Source organism: Paenibacillus sp. HJGM_3, assembly GCF_045062745.1.
Lineage (GTDB): Bacteria > Bacillota > Bacilli > Paenibacillales > NBRC-103111 > Paenibacillus_AA.
The window spans coordinates 60,904-80,112 of sequence record NZ_JBJGED010000004.1 but is presented as its reverse complement, the minus strand read 5'-3'; the positions used below and the strand labels follow the sequence as shown (position 1 = coordinate 80,112).

The following is a 19,209-nucleotide window of genomic DNA, read 5'->3' as shown; positions in this document are numbered from 1 at the left end:
GTTGCGGTGTGGCCTTGCGTCCGCCATGGTATACTGAAATCGATCCTATAGAAGTAGCGCGTGGGGGAATCCGATATGAAGCATATTTTATTAGTCGACGATCACCGGACATTCTTGGCCGGGACGACCCTCATCCTTGAGAAACACGGCTTCCAGGTGACGACCGCGTCCAGCGGAACCGAAGCACTGGATCGGATGGAGCAGTCGGTATTCGATCTGTATGTGTTTGATTTGAAGCTGCCTGGGATGAACGGCTTCGAACTGACGGAAGCGACCCTACAGCGCCATCCGGAAGCGACGATCGTCATTCTGACCGGGGAAGACATCTCGGAGCACTACGACCGGCTGATCGAGATCGGGGGCACCGGCATTCTGGAGAAATCGCTCGGCGAAACGGAATTTATCCATAGCCTTCAGCTAGCCATGCAGCAATTAACCGTTCTTCCTCTTCATCTCGCTAAGCAGCTCAGAACCAAGGATAGCCGATTCTTCCGCCCAGCCGCAGAGTCCGGGACCTCGAGCCGCGCATTGACGGATAAAGAGTTGGCGGTCTTGAAGCTGATCGCCCAGGGGCATAAAAATAAAGACATTGCGGATCGGCTCTTCATGAGCCAGCGCAATGTCGAGTATGTGATCTCCCATCTGTTCGAGAAATTGAGCGTCACCTCCCGTCAGGAGGCCGTCATGAAGGGGATCGAGTCGAAGTGGCTGAACGTGGACCTGTAGCGGGCAGCCTACTCCGCACTAGACCGGCACTGTACACTGGATCGACACCCCTTGGCCGGGTCCGGACTGTATCGATAGCTCCCCTCCGACCATGCGAATCCGCTCCGCAATGCCTCTTAACCCGAAGCGGTTCGTGGAGGAGAAATCGACCCCGGTCTCCATCCCCTTCCCGTCGTCCGTATACCGGATATGCACCTCTCTCCCCTGCTGCCCGAGCTCCAATGTGACCCGGCCGGCTTCCGAATGCTTCATCGCATTGTGGATCAGCTCCTGCACGACCCGATAGATCGTCGTCGTATGCTCGTCGCTGAGCGAAGCGGCTAGCGGCGAAGGGTGGTACTCCAGCTGGAAGTCCGCGCGCAGCCGGGTTCTCTCCACCAGCTTGGACACCGCCTGCAGCACGCTTTGATCGGACAGCGATGAAGGCATCAGCTCCCGGCACGTTTCCCGGATCATGAACTCGGCGTTATCCAACCCGAGCCGGATTTGCTCCCTGTCCTCCAGCGGCCCTTGTCCGGCCGGCGATCTATCCAATAGGCGGCGAATATGGAGCAATTCCTGCAGCACCTCGTCATGCAGATCGGAAGCGAGCCGTTTCCGTTCCTTCTCGACCATCTGCATGAACAGCTTGGACAGCCAGGGAGCGTCTCCGGCTTGCCTTTGCTCCATCTCCTTCAACCGGCTCTCCAGCAGTTGAAAATACTCATAAAAGATAGACACGTATTTCGACATAAGCAGTAAAGCGAACTTGGCCCGCTCTTCTACGACGACAGGACCGCCATCCGGCGAGTATACCGCCAAAAAAAGCCTCGTTCCCTCCGCACCCCCTGCCGCTCCTAACACCATCGAGGACGTTACCATCGACTCTCCGGGGGACATCCGACTCCGGTTCGATCGCAGCATCGCGCGAATGTCCTCCTCCACCGAAGAAGAACCGTCCGCCCCTTCTAACCACACTGAATCCTGCGTTTCGTCGTACTTCACCAACACGAACGCGTGCGGTTCAAAATAGCGCTGTCCTTCCCGGAGGACGCATTTCTCCCAATCGGCGACCCGGTATGTCCGCAGCATCGCGGTGAGCAGTTGATCCAACCGCTGCCGGGTATCGACCTCCTGCTCGAGAGCCGCGTTTTTGGACCGAAGCTCTTCCGTAACCGCCCGATTATCCTTCAGTGTCTGAACGAACCGGCGGAAAAACACCACCCCGAACACCGCCAACAAGGAGAGCAAAGCCCACGGGAACGTATCCTCCAGACATTGCTCCCAAAAGACCAATCGATACCCGAGTGGGCGTCCCTCGACTTCCTCCATCAAATCTTTCACGGGATCCGGCAGCAGCACGAGCGCAAACAACACGAATCCGGACGCGATCCACCGCAGCTCCGCTTCATGTTCCTTGCGTCGCAGCAACGCTAGAAATTGCGTGAAACAAAGCGCCATGTTCAAGAAAACGAGAAGCAGGAACATTCGGGTGAAGCCGATGAACCAGGACTCGTCGGCCGAGAGCAGGGTTGCTGCCAAAACCGTCGCTGTAAGAACCCCTTCCGCCCCCAGGAGTAAGCGTGTAATCCGTCTTTTGGCGGTGTCCAGCAAATAGGCGATTAAGGAGAACAGCAGGAACACAATGCCGCATTTGATCGCGAGCGACCCGTATGGAGCTTCCGGAAAAGGGCCGAACAACATGGCTTTATCGTCCCAATCCCAAAACAGCTGCAGCGCGGTCAATAGGGCGATCACACCAAGATAAAGATAGCCGCGCTCCCGGGGGAGAACGGCGAACATCGCCCAAAATACAATAGCTAAAAACACAAACAGCATCACGAATAACGCATCGTCCAAATGGGAGCGGAACCGGTCGAACCCCTCCGCCCCGCCGACAAGCGGCTTCATCAGCGTGTAGTTGATCCACCCGTTCATCCCGAAGATAAGGATCGCCGTACCCGCCACCTTCGAGAGCGATTTTGCCATTGTCATCGGTCTACTCATCCTTCGTACTAAGGTCCAGAACCGATTTACATTTCTTCACGGACAGGGCAAACTCCTTTTCTATCCATGATCATGGTTCTCCCCGGATAGGTTTTACAACTCCAGCGTTTCTTTCGAGCAACCAGACGAGACCGCCCACCACACAGCTTGCGATGACCGCCGCTATAGCCGCTCCGCCCGCATGCAGCAGCAGGATGGGAACCAAGAGCAGCCCGAGCGACCGATGCACCGTACGCATCCACTTATTCCGAACCTTATTAATTAAGAGTCCATACCCGACGATCATCAGCAAAATGACGAATCCCGCCAGACCGGTGTAAATGTTGATGTCACCTGCTTTGGCGATCAAAAAATAAAGGCCATGGGCCGCAATGAGGACCAGAGTTGCCCATCCCAGGACCTTGTGTACAGCATGAAACAGTTTGCCGATTTTCCGCACCAGCATCGATGGCGATTTCAGCTTTTTCTTGAACCACAACCAAGAGAAACTGGCCGCCCCGAGGAAGACGGCGATTGTCCCCAAGGTCTTGAACACCCCTTCGCCCGCCTCATGTCCTTCGCTTCCGGGAGGACGCATTCCTCCAGTGCCGCCTTCGGGCCTGTGCAAGCGAACTTCTCCGCTACCGTGGGACCACGATAGAAAGAAATAATAAGCAATGAATATCAAGGCAACTGCAGTTGCTATTAGGGCTGGAATCCAGATTTTTTTCATTTTCATGAGGATGCACCTTTCCGAAGGGAAGTGCATTCATTTTACCTCGACTAGATTAGAAGGAGATTAAAACAGGCCGCATGACTAAATGCATGGTTTTTCCAGAAACCGTTTATACTACTAGACGTTTCGATTCAGCGGTTCGAGGTGAGCACGTATGGTCTTTTCCAGCTTTATTTTTTTGTTCGCGTTTCTCCCCTTAACGCTTTTTTGTTATTTCGCCGTTCCTCACAAGTTCAAGAATGCCATACTCCTGGTCTTTTCTTTGGTGTTTTACGCCTGGGGAGAACCGATCTGGATTTTGATTTTATTGTTGAACGTCCTGCTTGGGTGGATCGGCGGGTTGCTTCTGGAACGAAGCCCGAATTTGACCCGTTCGCGGGTTATTCTCGTAGCTTCGATCGCCAGCCAAGTGCTTTTTCTCTTCTACTTCAAATATCTCGGGCTTGTACTAAAATCCATTGCTTCGTTGACCTCGATATCCATTATTTATCACGAACCTGGGCTCCCCATCGGCATCTCTTTTTTCACCTTCCATTTGATTTCCTATCTGGTTGATGTTTACCGCCAACAAGCCCCGGCCATGAAGTCCTATTCCAAGCTATTGCTTTATATCTCGATGTTCCCGCAATTAGTGGCCGGACCCATTATTCGATACGCCGACGTCCAGGATCAGCTGAGCCGCCGGACCGTCACGGTCGCGGAGTTTAGTTACGGGATCGGCCGCTTCGCCATCGGACTCGGCAAGAAGGTCATCCTGGCGAACGCCCTGGCTGAACTGTCTCCAGCCTTCCTGGACCGCGATTTGCAGGGATTGTCCCTGATTGGCGCATGGCTTGGTATTCTTATCTTTGCGCTGCATATTTACTTCGATTTCTCCGGGTATTCGGATATGGCGATCGGCTTAGGCCGGATGCTCGGCTTCACTTTCAAAGAAAATTTCAATTACCCTTATGTCTCCAGAAGCGCTACGGAATTTTGGCGTCGCTGGAACATCTCGGTCGGCGGCTTCTTTCGAGATTACGTCTACATCCCGCTCGGCGGCAACCGCCGCAGGCCTTGGTTCAATCTGTTTGTCGTTTGGTTTCTGACCGGGTTATGGCATGGGGCCAGCTGGAATTTTGTAGTTTGGGGCCTCTATTTCGGTGTGCTGATCGGGTTAGAAAAGAAATTTCTCTTAGCCGGATTAGACCGGTTCCCACGATGGGTTTCGCACATCTATTTCGGGATCCTTGTGTTGGTCGGGTGGGTATTTTTCTATTTCGAGTCGCTCAGTCGCGCGGGGATGTATCTGCGAGCCATGCTCGGATTAAACGGGGCGCCTCTCGCCGATACCGAAGTGCTCATTCACGTTCAAAATCATCTCTGGCTGCTCCTGGTTGCCCTCGCAGCCTCGATGCCGCTATCCGCTCGTATTCATTCCATGATCGCGGACCGGGCGCAGCAATCCTTAAAAACCGTCTACATGAATACGCTGGTTCCTCTTGCCTGTTTAGCGCTTTTAACGATTTCCGCCATCTTGCTGGTCGGCAAGACCTATACCCCGTTTTTTTATTTCCGTTTCTAACTGGAAGGGAGGTCACGACGATGCGTATCGGGAACATGATGCAGATTTTGTTTTTCATCGGATTTCTTATTACAGGATCTATACTGACACTCTTCGTGCATAGGACCCCTGCGAGCTCGGAGACGGAAAATCGCAGGCTGGCTTCGTTCCCCCTCTACTCTCTGCGAAACGTCATGTCCGGCGTTTTTTTCCGTGAGCTCGACAATTACACCGCGGATCATATCGGGTTTCGCGAGCCGCTGATCCATTCCAGTACGTTCCTTACTTCTCTACAGGGCATCGCCGGCCGTGAATCCGCACTCATCGTGCCGTCCCACGCCAATAACACCGGCGAATCGCAATCCGCCCCGCAAGTTCTTAGTACATCCAATTCCGGACCAACCGAACCGCCGACCAGCCCCCTATTGGTTCCTGAGCAAGCCACCCCCTCCTCCCAACCCGCGGTTTCGGAGGAGAAGGGGAAGGTTCAAGGCAAGATTCTGATCCTGGAGGATCGGGCGGTTAATCTGTTCTCTTATGATCCCGCCGCGGGACAAGCTTATGCCGACGAGATCCATAGGATCCAAGAGCGAATCGATCAGTTGATGCCCGATTCCGTTCATACATCGGTGATTCTGGCCCCGACGGCGGCTGAATTTCTACAGTCGGCCAAGCTCAGGTCCCTCTCGGATTCGCAAAAAAACGCCATCGACGAAGTATACGGAAAAATCAAAACCAAGATTGCAAAGGTCGATGCTGTATCGTCGCTGAGTCCCCATACTGGGGAGCCGCTTTTCTTTCGAACGGACCACCACTGGACGGCATCCGGCGCTTACTATGCTTATGCCGCCTTGGTCCAAGCCAAGGGCATGGACCCGGTACCGCTGACGGCTTACCAGACGGGGGAAGCGCCGGATTTTCTCGGCTCCTTCTATACCTCTACTATGAACCGCCAACTCGCCGCTCATCCAGATACGGTGGTCTACTATAAACCGAATGTAAGCCATCGGTATGTCGTCCATTACAGCGGACCCTTGGAAATGCCGCTACTCGACTTGAGCCATGCAAGCAAGAAGAACAAGTACCGCATTTTTTTGAGCGGCGATCGGCCATGGTCCCAGATTACGACCCAGAGCGACAACCAGCGGAGTCTATTGGTCATTAAGGATTCTTACGGCAATGCGCTGGTGCCCTTTCTGCTGCCGCATTACCGGGAGATCTACGTGGTGGACCCCCGGCAATTCGATCAGCCGATCGTTCCGTTTATTCAGCAGCATCACATCCAGGAGGTTCTCTTTATTAATAACGCAGAAGTTCTTATGGATCAGGGGTTCGCCCAACTGCTGCGCAAGCTTGTTCGGGAGTAATCAGAACGGCTCCGTCCGGTCCGGCAAATACCGAATCAAGCTTTCTTTGAACGGTTCTTTTGACGAAGCCTCATGCGCCACCATAGAGAGCTCCTCTACCCAGCCGAACGACCAGCGGCTCCTCGGAACGTCGTTCCAATGCTGGACGAGGGCCGTCTCCCCATCCGTCAGCTCTCCGCGAAGGAACATGATGCACAGCAGCTTGGCAGCCGCTTCCCGCTCAATCGGACTATCCAGATTCGCCAAGCCGTCCCCGATCCCTTCAAAATAACCGAGCGCGTTAGCCGTGCCGGCCGCGAGTTCCGCCCAGTGTCCTTTCGTATCGGTGAAATTCAGCAGCGGATACGGCTCGATCCCCCGTACGCGAAGCATGAGGACAACGAATTCACCGCGAGAGATGGGGGCCTCCGGACGGAACGCTCCATCGCTGCCGGTCATATAACCCGCCGCTGTCACCTTCTGCACATATGAATACGCCCAATGAGAGGTTGCGACATCGTTATACGAGAAGGCCGTTTTCGTATCCGGCAAGTTGGCTAACCGCGCAATAATCGCCGCGGTTTCCGCGCGAGTCAAGTTCGCGGCAGGATGGAACCCCCCGTCGGGATACCCGTTAAACACCGGCTGATCCACTTCCGTGCCCAGCTTGATCTGGATTGGCGAGCTTTGTACGAGGATCCCTCCATCTAATTCGCCGGTACAACCCAATTGGATGTTTTCCGCTTTGGCGTCGGCCTTCACCTTCAGGCTAAAATGAATGACACCGGCCCCATTAGTCTGCAGATCGTTCAAATTCCATTTCAGCGTACCCGTTTCCGCTTCCCACACGGCTCCCGCCGCAGCGCCAATCTCCAGATCGACCGGCACCTTCACTTTCACCCAAGCCTTCGACAGGCTCTTGTTGTCCACGCTATGATACAAGACATGCAGCCCGATTTCGCCGCCTTTGTCGACCGTGCGTTGGTCGGCCACGCATTGCAGCTCCAGCGAGGCGGTTACCGATTCTGCGGTTGATATCCCCGGCACCAACAGGACTAGAGAGAGTAAGATCACGAGGGCCCGCCGAATCAAATGCAGCTTCCACATAGGATCATCTCCATTTTCGGATGTGGGGCGACGACTACCAGGATAGGAATCGATTGCTCGGTGTACGTGTAGTCACATTTTGTATCCCCCTGCTAATCAATTCGAGTGCAGTCTGCGTTTTGAAGGGGGAGGGATGAATATTTTTCCAATGGCGAGCCCGTTTAGAGCATCTATCATTCGGGACCCTCTCGCGTGCAAAACGAAACGGCCTCAGTCCAAGAAGTTCAGGACGAAGGCCGCTTTACTCATTTTTATTTGTCGTACCCTCTAGTTGGCGTGCTGCAGTTCACGGCTTAGTCCAAGCGTCCGAGAGGTGGAAGTATTAATTTCGTCGATAAGCTCCGGTTTTTTCAATAAGGACTCGCCATAAGAAGGAATCATTTCTTTGAGCTTCGGCTCCCACGCTTTCATATGTTGCGGGAAGCATTTTTTGATTAACTCCAGCATGACGGAAACGGCGGTAGATGCACCCGGAGAAGCGCCGAGCAAGGCCGCGATCGAGCCATCCGCACCACTGACCACTTCCGTACCGAATTGCAGCGTTCCTTTGCCGCCGGCCTCGGTATCCTTGATTACTTGCACCCGTTGGCCCGCTACCACGAGATCCCAATCTTCGCTTTTGGCGCTCGGGACGAACTGGCGCAGCTCTTCCATCCGCTTTTCCTTCGACAACATAACCTGCTGGATCAAGTATTTGGTCAAGGACACGTTTTTGGCACCGGCGGCCAGCATCGTGACCACATTATTCGGTTTGACGGACCCGATCAAATCAAACATAGAACCGGTTTTTAAGAACTTGGGCGAGAATCCGGCAAACGGTCCGAAGAGCAACGATTTTTTGTTATCGATATATCGGGTGTCCAGATGCGGCACAGACATGGGAGGTGCGCCGACCGGAGCTTTGCCGTATACTTTGGCATGATGCTGCTCGACCACATCCGGATTGTTGCACACCATGAAGAGGCCGCTTACCGGGAAGCCTCCGATATTTTTGCCTTCCGGAATCCCGGACTTCTGCAGCAAAGGCAGGCTGCCTCCCCCACCGCCGATAAAGACGAATTTCGCCGTATGACGCTCCACAGTACCGGTGTCGAGATTCCGCACTTTCAATTCCCACAAGCCGTCGCGCGTACGTTTAATATCATCGACATTTTGTTTGAATTTTATTTCTACATTCTTGCTCTTCAAGTAGTCGAACAGTATTCGCGTTAAAGCGCCAAAGTTTACGTCCGTGCCAGAGTCGATTTTTGTCGCCGCAATGGGTTCGTTCGATGTCCGGCCTTCCATGATCAGCGGGATCCATTCCATCAGCTTCTTGGGGTCATCGGAGAATTCCATCCCTTGGAACAGTGGATTGGCGGTCATCGCTTCAAACCGTTTTTTGAGAAACGATACGTTCTTTTCCCCTTGGACCATACTCATATGAGGCAAGGGCATGATAAAGTCCTGCGGATTCCGGATCAAGTTGTGGTCTACAAGATAGGACCAGAACTGTCGGGACACCTGAAACTGTTCATTAATTTTAATCGCTTTGCTAATATCTATGGATCCGTCCGGTTTCTCGTCCGTGTAGTTCAGCTCGCACAGCGCGGCATGCCCCGTTCCCGCATTGTTCCATTCGTTAGAGCTTTCCTCTCCAGCGCTCGCCAGCTTCTCAAACACTTTAATTTCCCAGTCGGGTACTAGTTCTTTCAGCAATGATCCTAGAGTCGCACTCATGATTCCGGCACCGATTAAGATTACGTCTGATTGCGTTTGTCTGTTGCTCATAATAACCTTCCTTACATGCTATATTCGTAGAAAAGATGCAGGCGCTCCTGCACTCGCTCCACAACAAGCCAGCGTGAGACCTAAGTCACACACCTTTTCCGGATCGCAGCGTTCACGCCTATGATAGACTTTGTTATTTACTATTATATGATAGTTACAAGGTATTTAAAAGCATGTAAATTTCAGTGATAAGCATCCTGCTGCAGGCAGACATCGACAAACCGTTGCCGTTCCTTGCGATACGGTTCTCCGGCTGCTTATAAATGGCAAGTTTACGAAAGGCGAAAAAGGAGGACATCCGAATCGGACGCCCTCAGAGTTTGGCGAAACATGAAAAACCGGTCTCGAACTCATTATTTCCTGCGATAGAGGTCCATGCTCTTATACCCTGCCCGTAGAGCCTCTATCATTTCCTCTTTCCGTTTGGCCCTTGTTTCCTCTTGTACAGCACTGAAGACATAACGAGCCCAATCCTTGCGATACCCGGGAGTAAGCGACTGATAGAAAGCAAGCACCTCTGGCGTATCCTGCAACACTTTCTCCACTTCCGGAATCATTGCTATATAATCATCTACTTGCTGACTTGGTTTGGATGACGCTCTATTTTTGCTCCGGGTCTCATTTTTTAACCCGACCACCGTGAAGACATCGTCTAACCCGACCATTCGCGCAAATTTGATGCTGCTGGTTCCGATATATCCGTCCTCGCCGGCGCCTAACCCCTCAAGCAGACTGTCCCGATGAATATAAGTCGGATACACTTTATTTCCCTTCTTCGGGTAAGCCGCGTATAGATAGCCCCCCTCTTGCAGATCATCTTTTTCAATTACCCGGGTTACAAGCTCCTGTAAGGATTGCATTTCCAACACAAACGCAAAGATCAGATCATAGCCGGTGTCTTGCAGCTCAGTATCATACGGCTCTAAGCCCTCCAGCAGATCTTCACCCTCCGGTTTATTCAAAACCGCAGCTTTTCTATATTTCTGCAAATTTAATTTCTCTACAATGGATTTAGACATATTCATACCTCCCTATCTATAATTCTCCTCATTTGCTCATCATAAAGCAATGGAAATGAATTCGAGAGTTTTCAATCCCGTCGCAACTCTTGTGTATACTCCAAGGAGTTGTTATAATTTGCAACAACTTAATTCCATAAGCGAGGATGCAAGATGAAAATTAAAGTATTGGCCATTGCCCCTTATCCCGGGTTAAAGGGGTTGCTGGAGAGTATGGCACATGAAGATGCACGGATAGAAATGGACATTGAAGTAGCCGATCTCCAAAACGCCATTCCAATCGTTAATAGGGGACAGCCCTATGACGTCATCCTCAGCCGAGGGGGGACTTCATCCGTAATCAGAAGCCATGTCTCTACTCCGGTAGTCGATATTCCGGTTTCAGGCTACGATATTTTACGAGTTCTTACTCTAGTTAAAGACTCCACTACTAAGTTAGCCATCATCGGCTTCCCCAACATATGCCGCGGGGCAGCGGCTGTTTCGAGCCTGCTCGACTTTGCCATTCCGATTTATTCGATCGAACAAGCAACCGAAGTGCATGCCGCGCTGAAAAAAGCTTTTGAGGATGGCGTGAAAATCGTCCTTGGAGACGCGATCACGGTACGTACGGCGGAGGAGATGGGTTATAACGGTATCTTGATTACATCGGGACGCGAATCCGTGCTGGAGGCCCTGTCCGAGGTAAAACGGATCTATGATGTCATATTGAAGGCAAGGGAAAACGGAGGTTTTTTTGAACATATCCTGGAACATCACCGGACAGGAGTGCTTGCGTTAGATGATCGAGGTGTTATTCGTTATGCGAACCAGGCGGCCTCGTTCTTATTAGGGTACGATAATGCGGTCATGCGAGGAATGAATGTGACAGGCATCGACCCGGTCTGGGGGCGGTATTTGGATGAGGTCTCCAGAAGCGGTCCGAGCCCGTTAGATCAAAATAAAACAAAATGGTTCCATAAGGGAAAGTTGAAAATCGAAATTGTTGTTCCCTCAATGGCGACGGGGCACACCTATTTAGTCTATATGTATCCCTTGGAAGACAGTGTGAAAAACCCGATTTCCAGCGCCTTTGAAATAACGGATCGGATTGCGACTTTTGCGCAAGTCATTGGGTCTAGCATGATTATTCAGCAAACGATCAAACGAGCCAAAGCACTTGCTCAAACCGATAAGCCGATCTGGATTGTAGGGGAAGCCGGCAGTGGGAAAACTTTATTTGCCCATTCGATCCATTCTGCAAGCAAACAAAGCGGTGACGGATTATATGTTCTACCGTGCAACACTTTAACCGAAACGGAGCAAGAGTCTATTTTGTTTGGTTCGGATACCGCTCCAGGGCTGCTGGATATGGATTCGGTCGGAACCATTTGTCTCCAGCAAATTCAGCATGTTAGTCCGCTTCTACAGCGAAAATTGCTTAATGCCATGCAAGCAGGAGCCCATGCCAGGATATTGGTTACTTCCCTGCTTCCGATCCATACTTTAGTGAAGAAGGAAGCAATGGATAAAGATTTTGTTCAGCTTTTCGTAGATTCCAGCTTACACTTGCCGCCGCTTCGGGATCGCTTAGAGGATATTGGAGAGATCTCGCGCGTCTTGATCGCCAACTATAATTCCCGGCACGGCAAACAGATCGTAGGCATAAGGCAAGAGGTATTGGAAGAAGACCTGATGCAAAAACTATGGCCAGGTAACATCCACCAATTGAGAACCGTGTTAGAAAGTATGCTTATGGTTACCAGCGGGAATTATATAGGCAGCAAGGAAGCAAAAGAAGGATGGTCCAAAGTTAAGGAAACCTTGCTAATGGAAGACGCGAGCCATACTGTGCCTATAAATTTATCAGGTACTTGGGAAGATATCGAAAAAAGAGTATTATGGGAAATCCTTCAAAAGGAAGGCATGAACCAATCAAAAACAGCCAATCGATTAGGCATTAACCGCTCCACTCTATGGCGAAAACTCAAAAATATGTTGCATAATTAAACACTTCTAGTGTTGATGTGCAACATAGCCTCCCTTATAATAACCTTGTAACGCTGCTCTTTGTGATGTGTTGCAATTTATAGCAGTGTTATTGTATCGCAAATAAATTAGGAGGGATTACACCATGAGAATAAAGGCAACCATTGAACGAATCCCCGGAGGTATGATGATCGTGCCATTGCTCTTAGGCGCCATCATAACCACGCTGTTCCCCACCATGGGGAAAACCTTCGGCTCCTTTACAGGGGCTCTTATGACGGGATCATTGCCGATTTTGGCCGTCTTTTACGTTTGTATGGGAGCCACCATTAATTTCAAGGCAACTCCCTATATTCTGAAGAAAGGCGGTACCTTGCTCGTTACTAAAATCCTGACAGCCATGGCCGTCGGGTTCATCGCTGCCCAGTTTCTTGGAGATGGCATGGTCAGCGGAGGCTTTTTTGCAGGACTTTCCGTGCTGGCTATCGTAGCCGCTATGAATGATACGAATGGCGGATTGTACATGGCTTTAATGGGCCAGTTCGGCAAAAAAGAAGATGTCGGCGCCTACTCGGTCATGAGTCTTGAATCCGGACCTTTCTTTTCTATGGTGACTTTAGGCGTCGCAGGACTGGCTGCCTTCCCTTGGCAAACGTTTGTAGGTGCGATTTTGCCCCTTATTGTGGGGATGATCTTAGGAAACCTGGATAAAGATATGCGCGAATTTCTTGGAAAAGCGGTTCCTGTTCTGGTTCCCTTCTTTGCTTTCGCTCTCGGCGCGGGCCTTAATCTTCAGACGGTTTGGAAAGCAGGGTTCTTAGGCGTATTGCTGGGCATTGCTGTCGTTGTAGTCACAGGGTTAACTTTGCTGTTCACAGACCGGTTAATCGGCGGCAACGGGATTGCCGGATTGTCAGCCGCCTCAACGGCCGGTAATGCAGCTGGCGTACCTGCCGCAATAGCGGCTGCCAATGCAGCCTATGCCCCGCTGGTCCCCTCGGCCACGGCCTTAGTGGCTTCCTGTGTGATCGTCACGGCTATACTGGTTCCGATCGTAACGGCTTGGTATGCCAAGAGAATCGGTGTCAAAAGTCAAATCGTATAATTGGTTTCAACGTACAAAGGTCCCGGGATTGACCTCCGGGACCTTTGTACGTCATCCTTTTCAAAAGCTCGATTTGCAAGGAGGTTCGCATCATGAGACACATTGCCATTATTGCAGATGATTTGACCGGAGCTTCCGATTCTGGTGTGCAATTTGCCAGAAAAGGCCTTCAATCTCAAGTTGTCTTTGATTTAGAGCATCTATCTACAGCTACTTGGGATTATGACGTAGTAGTGCTGGATACGGATAGCCGTTCCGTTCCCCGGGAGGTTGCTTTTGACAGAGTGACGGCAGCGGCTTCTCAGGTTAAACGTTCCGGATTTAAGCATGTTTACAAGAAAATGGATTCCACGCTGCGAGGAAATTTGGGTGCCGAATTAGATGCCGTCATGGATGCCCTTCCGTTCGATTTTGCCGTTGTAGCCCCCGCCTATCCGAAAATAGGCCGAACTACATTCAATGGCATCCATGCTCTGAATGGAGTACCCATTGATCAAACCGAAATTGCCCGAGATCCCAAGAGTCCGGTTAAGGAATCGGATTTAGTGAAACTGTTCACCTCTCAATCGAAACGCAAAGTTGGACTTATCCCATTAGAAACCCTACATGCAGGCTATCAGCAAGTTTTCGATCAAATAAAATTATTGCATCAGGACCATACTGAGCTTATTGTGTTTGATGCCGTTACGGAAGCCGATATGCAACAAATCGCGGAAATGTTGGCCGCGAGCGAATACAGGATCCTTTGGGCGGGCTCAGCGGGACTGGCAGACTACCTTCCCAAGGCGCTCTCTTTTCCGGTTGGCAGGAGTGAACCTGCAGAGCTGCCTAGCTCTAATAAGCCTGTTCTTTTAGTAGCCGGAAGCATTTCGGAAGTCACCCGCAGTCAGGTTTCTACGTTCAATACGGATCCGCAGGTCACCGCAGTAGAATTAAATACGGTTCAGATGATCGCTTCCGATGAGGGGAGCTTGCAGGAGGTACAGCGTTGTCGGACTGTACTTCTGACCGCTCTATCCACAGGATCGGATGTCTCCCTCTATGCAAGCTCCTCCCCGGAGCAAGTTAAATTGTCTAAAGCGGCAGGCGCCGAACGAGGATGGGACTCTACGGAAGTGTCCAACCGAATTGCGAATGTACTGGGCGAGATTGCTTCCGGTATTCTGCAGGAGGTCGAGCTTCAAGGCGTGATTCTAACCGGCGGAGATACGGCTAAAGCCGTTTGCAAACATCTTGGCGTATCGGGCATTCAGTTGATTAAAGAGATTGAACCTGGGATTCCCTTGGGTAAACTGGTAGCGAAATCGCCTTTATGGGTCGTCACGAAGGCCGGCGCATTCGGGAATGCAAACAGTTTGTTACACGCCAAACATACGCTGAAGGGAGAGCAATAGAATGAACAGACCGATCATAGGGATTACGATGGGAGACGCTGCAGGTGTTGGCCCTGAAATTATTATGAAATCTTTAAAGGATGCACAGGTTTATGAGTCTTGCCGACCGTTTGTCATTGGAGATGCTAAAATCTTGGAGAGAGCGGACGGCTTTGTCCATACCGGACTGCGCGTCCGTAGCATTCAATCGGTCGCGGAGGCTCAATTTCAATATGGGACCGTGGACTGTCTTGATTTGAATTTACTTCCCGCCGATCTGCCCATTGGACAAGTCTCGGCCGAGGCGGGACATGCGTCATTTAGCTTTCTGAAAAAAGCCATTGAATTGGCCAATGCCGGCGAGATCGATGCGATTTGCACCGCCCCCTTAAACAAAGAAGCTTTACACAAAGGCGGACACATTTACCCGGGTCATACCGAAATTTTGGCCGACTTAACGGGTACACAAGATTATGCGATGATGCTGTCCGCCCCCAAGCTGAAGGTGATTCACGTCACGACTCACGTTGGCCTTATTGATGCAGTCAAGATGATTCATCCGGAACGGGTGTATAAAGTCATTCGCATGGCCCATGAAACGCTACAAAAGGCCGGCTATACCTCGCCTAAAATTGCCGTCTGCGGGATTAATCCGCATGCTGGGGAAAATGGCCTCTTTGGTTACGGCGAAGAAGAGGAGAAAATCATCCCTGGTGTCCAAAAGGCTCAAGCTGAAGGCATCCAAGTTGTAGGGCCCCTTCCGGCGGATACCCTGTTCTTCCGTGCCACGCGTGGGGATTTTGATATCGTTGTGGCGATGTACCATGATCAAGGCCATGGGCCTATTAAAGTACTTGGCCTAGAGGCCGGGGTTAACATTACGGTCGGTCTGCCTATTATTCGGACCAGTGTGGACCATGGTACCGCCTTCGATATCGCCGGCAAAGGCATCGCGGACGAGCAGAGCCTGAAGGAAGCCCTTCGCCAAGCGATTGAATTGGCGCCTAGACGTGTGGAGTAGTTGAATTCATTCGAAAGTGAAAGGCGGCCATAAATGGTCGCCTTCACTTTTTACTGATTATCGATTTCCAGGAAAACCGGTTTCAAGATCTGTGGGCTGGACTTCTCTCTTTTACATTTTTGCGGATCCTCTGCTATTCACGCTGCAAGTTGCACACCACTGAGAGGAACAGCTTCTTCCCGCTTCTTTCGAGAGGCACAATCTCCTTGCCCCTCGGCAGTCGCGTCTTCGTGAACTCAACCATGACCGGAGGGCCATCTCATGAAGATGGCCTTGAGAGTTACCTGCGCCGAGGGATGTTCTGACTGGCTGATGGTCGGTCGGTGAAACAATGACCGGAGTGGGTCCACGTTCATCAACAAAGCTCATAATAATCCATCGTCGAGGTCTCCACGAAACCGGAGGATTGATAGAGCCGGAGTGCATTGGCGTTCTCCACGGCCACTTGCAGCATAATGTCCCCTGCGTTCGCTTCCTTCAGCTTATCAATCGCCTTCAAGAGAGTCGCTCTTCCATATCCCTTGCCGCGATACTCGGGCAGAACCCCTAGACCATAGATGCTCCCGATGCCGGGGGACAGCTGGATATGGACTTTCCCGATGACCTGATGATCAGCTTCTGCAAGATAGATGGTCATGCCCCTCTTTTCTTCCTCCTCAGGCAGGATCATCCCTTCCCTTGTGTCGTTTGTCTCCTCTTCCCCCAGTTCGTCGCCAAAGTATATCGCATTCTGCCGGTGAATCTCCCACGCATCGGCATTCGTCGCCTTCCGAAGTGTAAAGCCCTCTAAGTCATTGTGTATCTCCGGTCGATCCACCCGAAGATACATCTCATGCTCCGAATGGTGGTACATGGCTCCGGTTCCTTGGATGAACGCTTGCCCGGCCTCCGACTTCCGATCGCTTAAGAGAAGCATACTCTTGGGAGATCTGCGCCTCCACTCTGCCATAACCAGCCTGCTTAATGTCCCAAAAATGCCTTGGCGCCTGTATTCAGGATGCACCATGCCGTTCACTTCGAGCGGTGTACCTGCGCCCCCGAATTCGCAAATCCCCATATAGCCGATCAACTCATGTCCATCGAAGTACATGAATTCATTGATTTGGCGGATCCCCGCGCAGTCTGTGCGTGAATATACACCAAGCTTGTAGTCCAATTCGAGCTTCAGAGTCGTCTGATCTTCACGGATGCACCTTTCTTGGAGTCTGTTAATCAAGTCATAATCCTCTTGGTAGATTCCCTCTCTGAGCTTCAACCACGGGTTACGGATAGTCTTCATGTGACACCTCTATAGGACCGATTGTCATATTCCATTTGCTGTAAGCCTATCATAGCATAACAAATGAATTCAAGGCGATGACTAAAGACAGAAGGAGAAGCTGTATGAACAGAGTGGACAAAATCAGATTCATGCTCCTTTACGGTGAAGCGCCTGAGGCCCAATGTTAAAGTTACATGGAATTGGATCGGGATGGCAATATGATCGCGCTCTACAATAGGTATGGCGAGGAAATAGATGGTACGGGCGCTTGGCAAATTCGATAACGAAGACCGCGATCATTTTTATTCCTAGTTAGAATGTGATGGTGTAGGATAATCTGCACGACAGGCTGGCGATTCGGTGTCGGACGGACGTAATGAATAATTGGGTGGTAGAAGATGGACAAACGGGTTCAAGCGGTAAGAGGAATAAAAAGAGGGACAATGTTAACTGCTCTACTCATCGGTATTTTTGTCGCGTTTCTTAATGAAAATTTACTTACCAATACGTTTCCTGGATTGATGAGGCAATTTAACGTTGCTGCTTCGACGATACAATGGTTATCGACAGGTTATATGCTCGTGATTGGCGTACTGGTGCCGGTGACCGCATTGCTGCAGCAATGGTTCACGACTCGCCAGCGCAAGCAAAAGTCCCCCGCCAGGTACCGCATCATTTTCTGACCAAAATTGGCCCGAGCAGCAGTTTGCGCCGACTTTTCCGCCGAGTGTAGCCCACTCCCAACCATACCCAGCAAAGCCTTCTTCTATGTCACTGCGGGATTTTCCGAAAAAACTTGCCGTTACTTGTGGTAAAGGTTCAGCAAATCCTCTCTAAGGCGAAATTACTTAAGGTGTTTTTTGTCTTAACATTTTCAACAACGGAATCAGCCGAAGCGCATAAGAGAAACCGTCTCGCTAAGGAGGCGGCAGCGGTTTAGGTCGATTTCGCCTTTTTAGGCCAGACGAAGTTGGAGACGCCGATCAGAAAGTCGATGCCGAGGACGAGCATCCATTTCGACGCTGTTTGAATCAAGACTTCCGTGCGGGAGGCGTCCCCGACGATCCAGTGAGTTAAATACAAAAGTCCCGCCCCGATCGCGAAAGCAACGACATGCCTTAGCACGCCTTTCATATAGTGTGCGGCATATTCCATCCCGTACCGCTTCTCAGGCTTCTCGCCTTGCTTCGCCACGTAATACCGGAATCGCTCGTCCGCCCAGAGGATCATGCTTTTCCCGAACGCGATCGACACTCCGATATAAACCGCGGCCACCGCATGCGCCAGTGTCGCCGTCGCACCATAGTACATGTCGATGCCCGCGACGATCAACAAGTATAAATCGATCACCGGCGTCAGTGACAGCAGCACGAGTCCCAACGTCTTCTGCCGCAGCAAATACCGAGCGATGAACCCGAGGCCGATAACGACCCAAAAAGCGATCTCGCAAGCGACGATCGACCATACGATGAAGTTCAAAGTCCACAATCCCTTTCCGATACAATTGTATTATTTAACGAATTCATCATATCATGCATCATTTTACAGCACAACTGTATTATTAACATCACGATATGATACAATGAACTCATGCCGAAAATCGTGAATCGTGAACAGAAAAAAGAGCATATCGCGGCCGCTACTTGGCGGGTGATTTTGCGAGATGGGATGAAAGGCGCGACGGTGCGCGGCATCGCGAAAGAGGCGGGCATGTCGCTCGGCGCGCTGCGGCACTACTTCTCGACGCAGGACGGGCTGATTGCCTATGCCATGCAGCTCGTGCGCGAACGGGCGCTCATGCGTATCGCGGCGATCGACCGCAGCGACCTACCTCCGAAGAGAAAGGTGCTGGGCGTCCTTTTCGAAATCGTGCCCTTGAACGAGGATACGCGGGCGGAGATGGACGTCTGGCTCGCCTATGTGTTTTCGCTCGGCCCCAAGGCGGATACGCTCGGGGTACAGCAGGAGATACGCGAGGGGATGCGGAATCTTGTCGCTTATTTGTCCATAGTCCGCTTGCTCCGCGAAGGGACGGATCAAGAGCTAGCGGCTGAGACGCTGTACTCCCTCGTCGATGGCATCGCAATGCACGCGTACCTCGAGCCGAGCCGATTGACGAAGGAGCGGATCGCTGCCATATTAACGGGGTATTTGGATTCGATCTGTATCGCGGAGTAAAAAACGCCTTAAGATCGCGTTTGTCCATCGGCATTGATGGTGGTTCACGATTTACTTTTCTTTCACATAACGTTGTTGTATTCACGAACCC

Annotated in this window: 15 protein-coding genes and 2 pseudogenes; 10 read left to right on the top strand and 7 right to left on the bottom strand. The window is 51.3% G+C overall.

The window, feature by feature from the left end; all coding sequences use genetic code 11:
• The first annotated feature begins 75 nt into the window (after window positions 1-75).
• Window positions 76-726 (top strand): response regulator, encoded by a 651-nt coding sequence (locus ACI5FR_RS06080; RefSeq protein ID WP_405451700.1) that lies wholly within the window; start codon window positions 76-78, stop codon window positions 724-726.
• 18 nt (window positions 727-744) lie between these two features.
• Here ACI5FR_RS06080 and ACI5FR_RS06075 read toward each other — a convergent pair whose 3' ends face one another.
• Together ACI5FR_RS06075 and ACI5FR_RS06070 are read right to left on the bottom strand one after the other, a co-directional pair.
• Window positions 745-2,700, bottom strand: coding sequence for an ATP-binding protein (locus ACI5FR_RS06075; RefSeq protein ID WP_405451697.1), 1,956 nt, complete (start codon window positions 2,698-2,700; stop codon window positions 745-747).
• A gap of 82 nt (window positions 2,701-2,782) precedes the next feature.
• Complete coding sequence (locus ACI5FR_RS06070) at window positions 2,783-3,430, bottom strand: hypothetical protein (RefSeq protein ID WP_405451694.1); 648 nt, start codon at window positions 3,428-3,430, stop codon at window positions 2,783-2,785.
• 151 nt (window positions 3,431-3,581) lie between these two features.
• On the opposite strand from ACI5FR_RS06070, the gene ACI5FR_RS06065 reads away from it, so the two are divergent.
• Together ACI5FR_RS06065 and ACI5FR_RS06060 are read left to right on the top strand one after the other, a co-directional pair.
• On the top strand, window positions 3,582-4,991 hold the full coding sequence (locus ACI5FR_RS06065; RefSeq protein WP_405451691.1) for an MBOAT family O-acyltransferase: 1,410 nt from the start codon (window positions 3,582-3,584) through the stop codon (window positions 4,989-4,991).
• A 20-nt stretch (window positions 4,992-5,011) separates the two neighbouring features.
• Entirely contained in the window at window positions 5,012-6,337 is a 1,326-nt protein-coding gene (locus ACI5FR_RS06060; protein ID WP_405451688.1) for a DHHW family protein, read from the top strand.
• Here the strand turns inward: ACI5FR_RS06060 and ACI5FR_RS06055 are convergent, their stop codons facing one another.
• The 3 genes from ACI5FR_RS06055 to ACI5FR_RS06045 form a co-directional block, all read right to left on the bottom strand.
• A complete protein-coding gene (locus ACI5FR_RS06055; protein ID WP_405451685.1) occupies window positions 6,338-7,423 on the bottom strand; it encodes an S-layer homology domain-containing protein in 1,086 nt (361 codons plus the stop codon).
• Between the two features lie 267 nt (window positions 7,424-7,690).
• A complete protein-coding gene (locus ACI5FR_RS06050; protein ID WP_405451682.1) occupies window positions 7,691-9,193 on the bottom strand; it encodes a malate:quinone oxidoreductase in 1,503 nt (500 codons plus the stop codon).
• A gap of 353 nt (window positions 9,194-9,546) precedes the next feature.
• Window positions 9,547-10,212 carry a YdeI/OmpD-associated family protein gene (locus tag ACI5FR_RS06045; RefSeq protein ID WP_405451680.1) on the bottom strand — a complete coding sequence of 222 codons (666 nt, stop codon included), beginning with the start codon at window positions 10,210-10,212 and terminating at the stop codon, window positions 9,547-9,549.
• Between the two features lie 153 nt (window positions 10,213-10,365).
• Between ACI5FR_RS06045 and ACI5FR_RS06040 the strand changes: the two genes are divergently transcribed.
• The 4 genes from ACI5FR_RS06040 to pdxA all read left to right on the top strand — a co-directional run bounded on the left by ACI5FR_RS06040 (window position 10,366) and on the right by pdxA (window position 15,679).
• A complete protein-coding gene (locus tag ACI5FR_RS06040) occupies window positions 10,366-12,201 on the top strand; it encodes a sigma-54-dependent Fis family transcriptional regulator (RefSeq protein ID WP_405451677.1) in 1,836 nt (611 codons plus the stop codon).
• A gap of 124 nt (window positions 12,202-12,325) precedes the next feature.
• Window positions 12,326-13,285: a 2-keto-3-deoxygluconate permease gene (locus ACI5FR_RS06035; protein ID WP_405451674.1), complete on the top strand. Its 960-nt coding sequence runs from the start codon at window positions 12,326-12,328 to the stop codon at window positions 13,283-13,285.
• A 92-nt stretch (window positions 13,286-13,377) separates the two neighbouring features.
• Window positions 13,378-14,679, top strand: a complete 1,302-nt coding sequence (locus tag ACI5FR_RS06030) for a four-carbon acid sugar kinase family protein (RefSeq protein ID WP_405451671.1) — start codon at window positions 13,378-13,380, stop codon at window positions 14,677-14,679.
• 1 nt (window position 14,680) lies between these two features.
• Window positions 14,681-15,679 (top strand): 4-hydroxythreonine-4-phosphate dehydrogenase PdxA, encoded by a 999-nt coding sequence (gene pdxA, locus ACI5FR_RS06025; protein WP_405451669.1) that lies wholly within the window; start codon window positions 14,681-14,683, stop codon window positions 15,677-15,679.
• 355 nt (window positions 15,680-16,034) lie between these two features.
• Here the strand turns inward: pdxA and ACI5FR_RS06020 are convergent, their stop codons facing one another.
• Window positions 16,035-16,895, bottom strand: a complete 861-nt coding sequence (locus ACI5FR_RS06020) for a GNAT family N-acetyltransferase (protein WP_405451666.1) — start codon at window positions 16,893-16,895, stop codon at window positions 16,035-16,037.
• 167 nt (window positions 16,896-17,062) lie between these two features.
• Between ACI5FR_RS06020 and ACI5FR_RS06015 the strand changes: the two are divergent.
• Window positions 17,063-17,252, top strand: a pseudogene (locus ACI5FR_RS06015) (hypothetical protein).
• Window positions 17,253-17,338: 86 nt separating this feature from the next.
• Window positions 17,339-17,581, top strand: a pseudogene (locus tag ACI5FR_RS06010) (MFS transporter); the annotation flags it as partial.
• 295 nt (window positions 17,582-17,876) lie between these two features.
• Here the strand turns inward: ACI5FR_RS06010 and ACI5FR_RS06005 are convergent.
• Entirely contained in the window at window positions 17,877-18,419 is a 543-nt protein-coding gene (locus ACI5FR_RS06005) for a hypothetical protein (protein WP_405451663.1), read from the bottom strand.
• A 111-nt stretch (window positions 18,420-18,530) separates the two neighbouring features.
• Here ACI5FR_RS06005 and ACI5FR_RS06000 point away from each other — a divergent pair, with 111 nt between their 5' ends.
• Complete coding sequence (locus ACI5FR_RS06000; RefSeq protein ID WP_405451660.1) at window positions 18,531-19,118, top strand: TetR/AcrR family transcriptional regulator; 588 nt, start codon at window positions 18,531-18,533, stop codon at window positions 19,116-19,118.
• The last annotated feature ends 91 nt before the right edge of the window (window positions 19,119-19,209 follow it).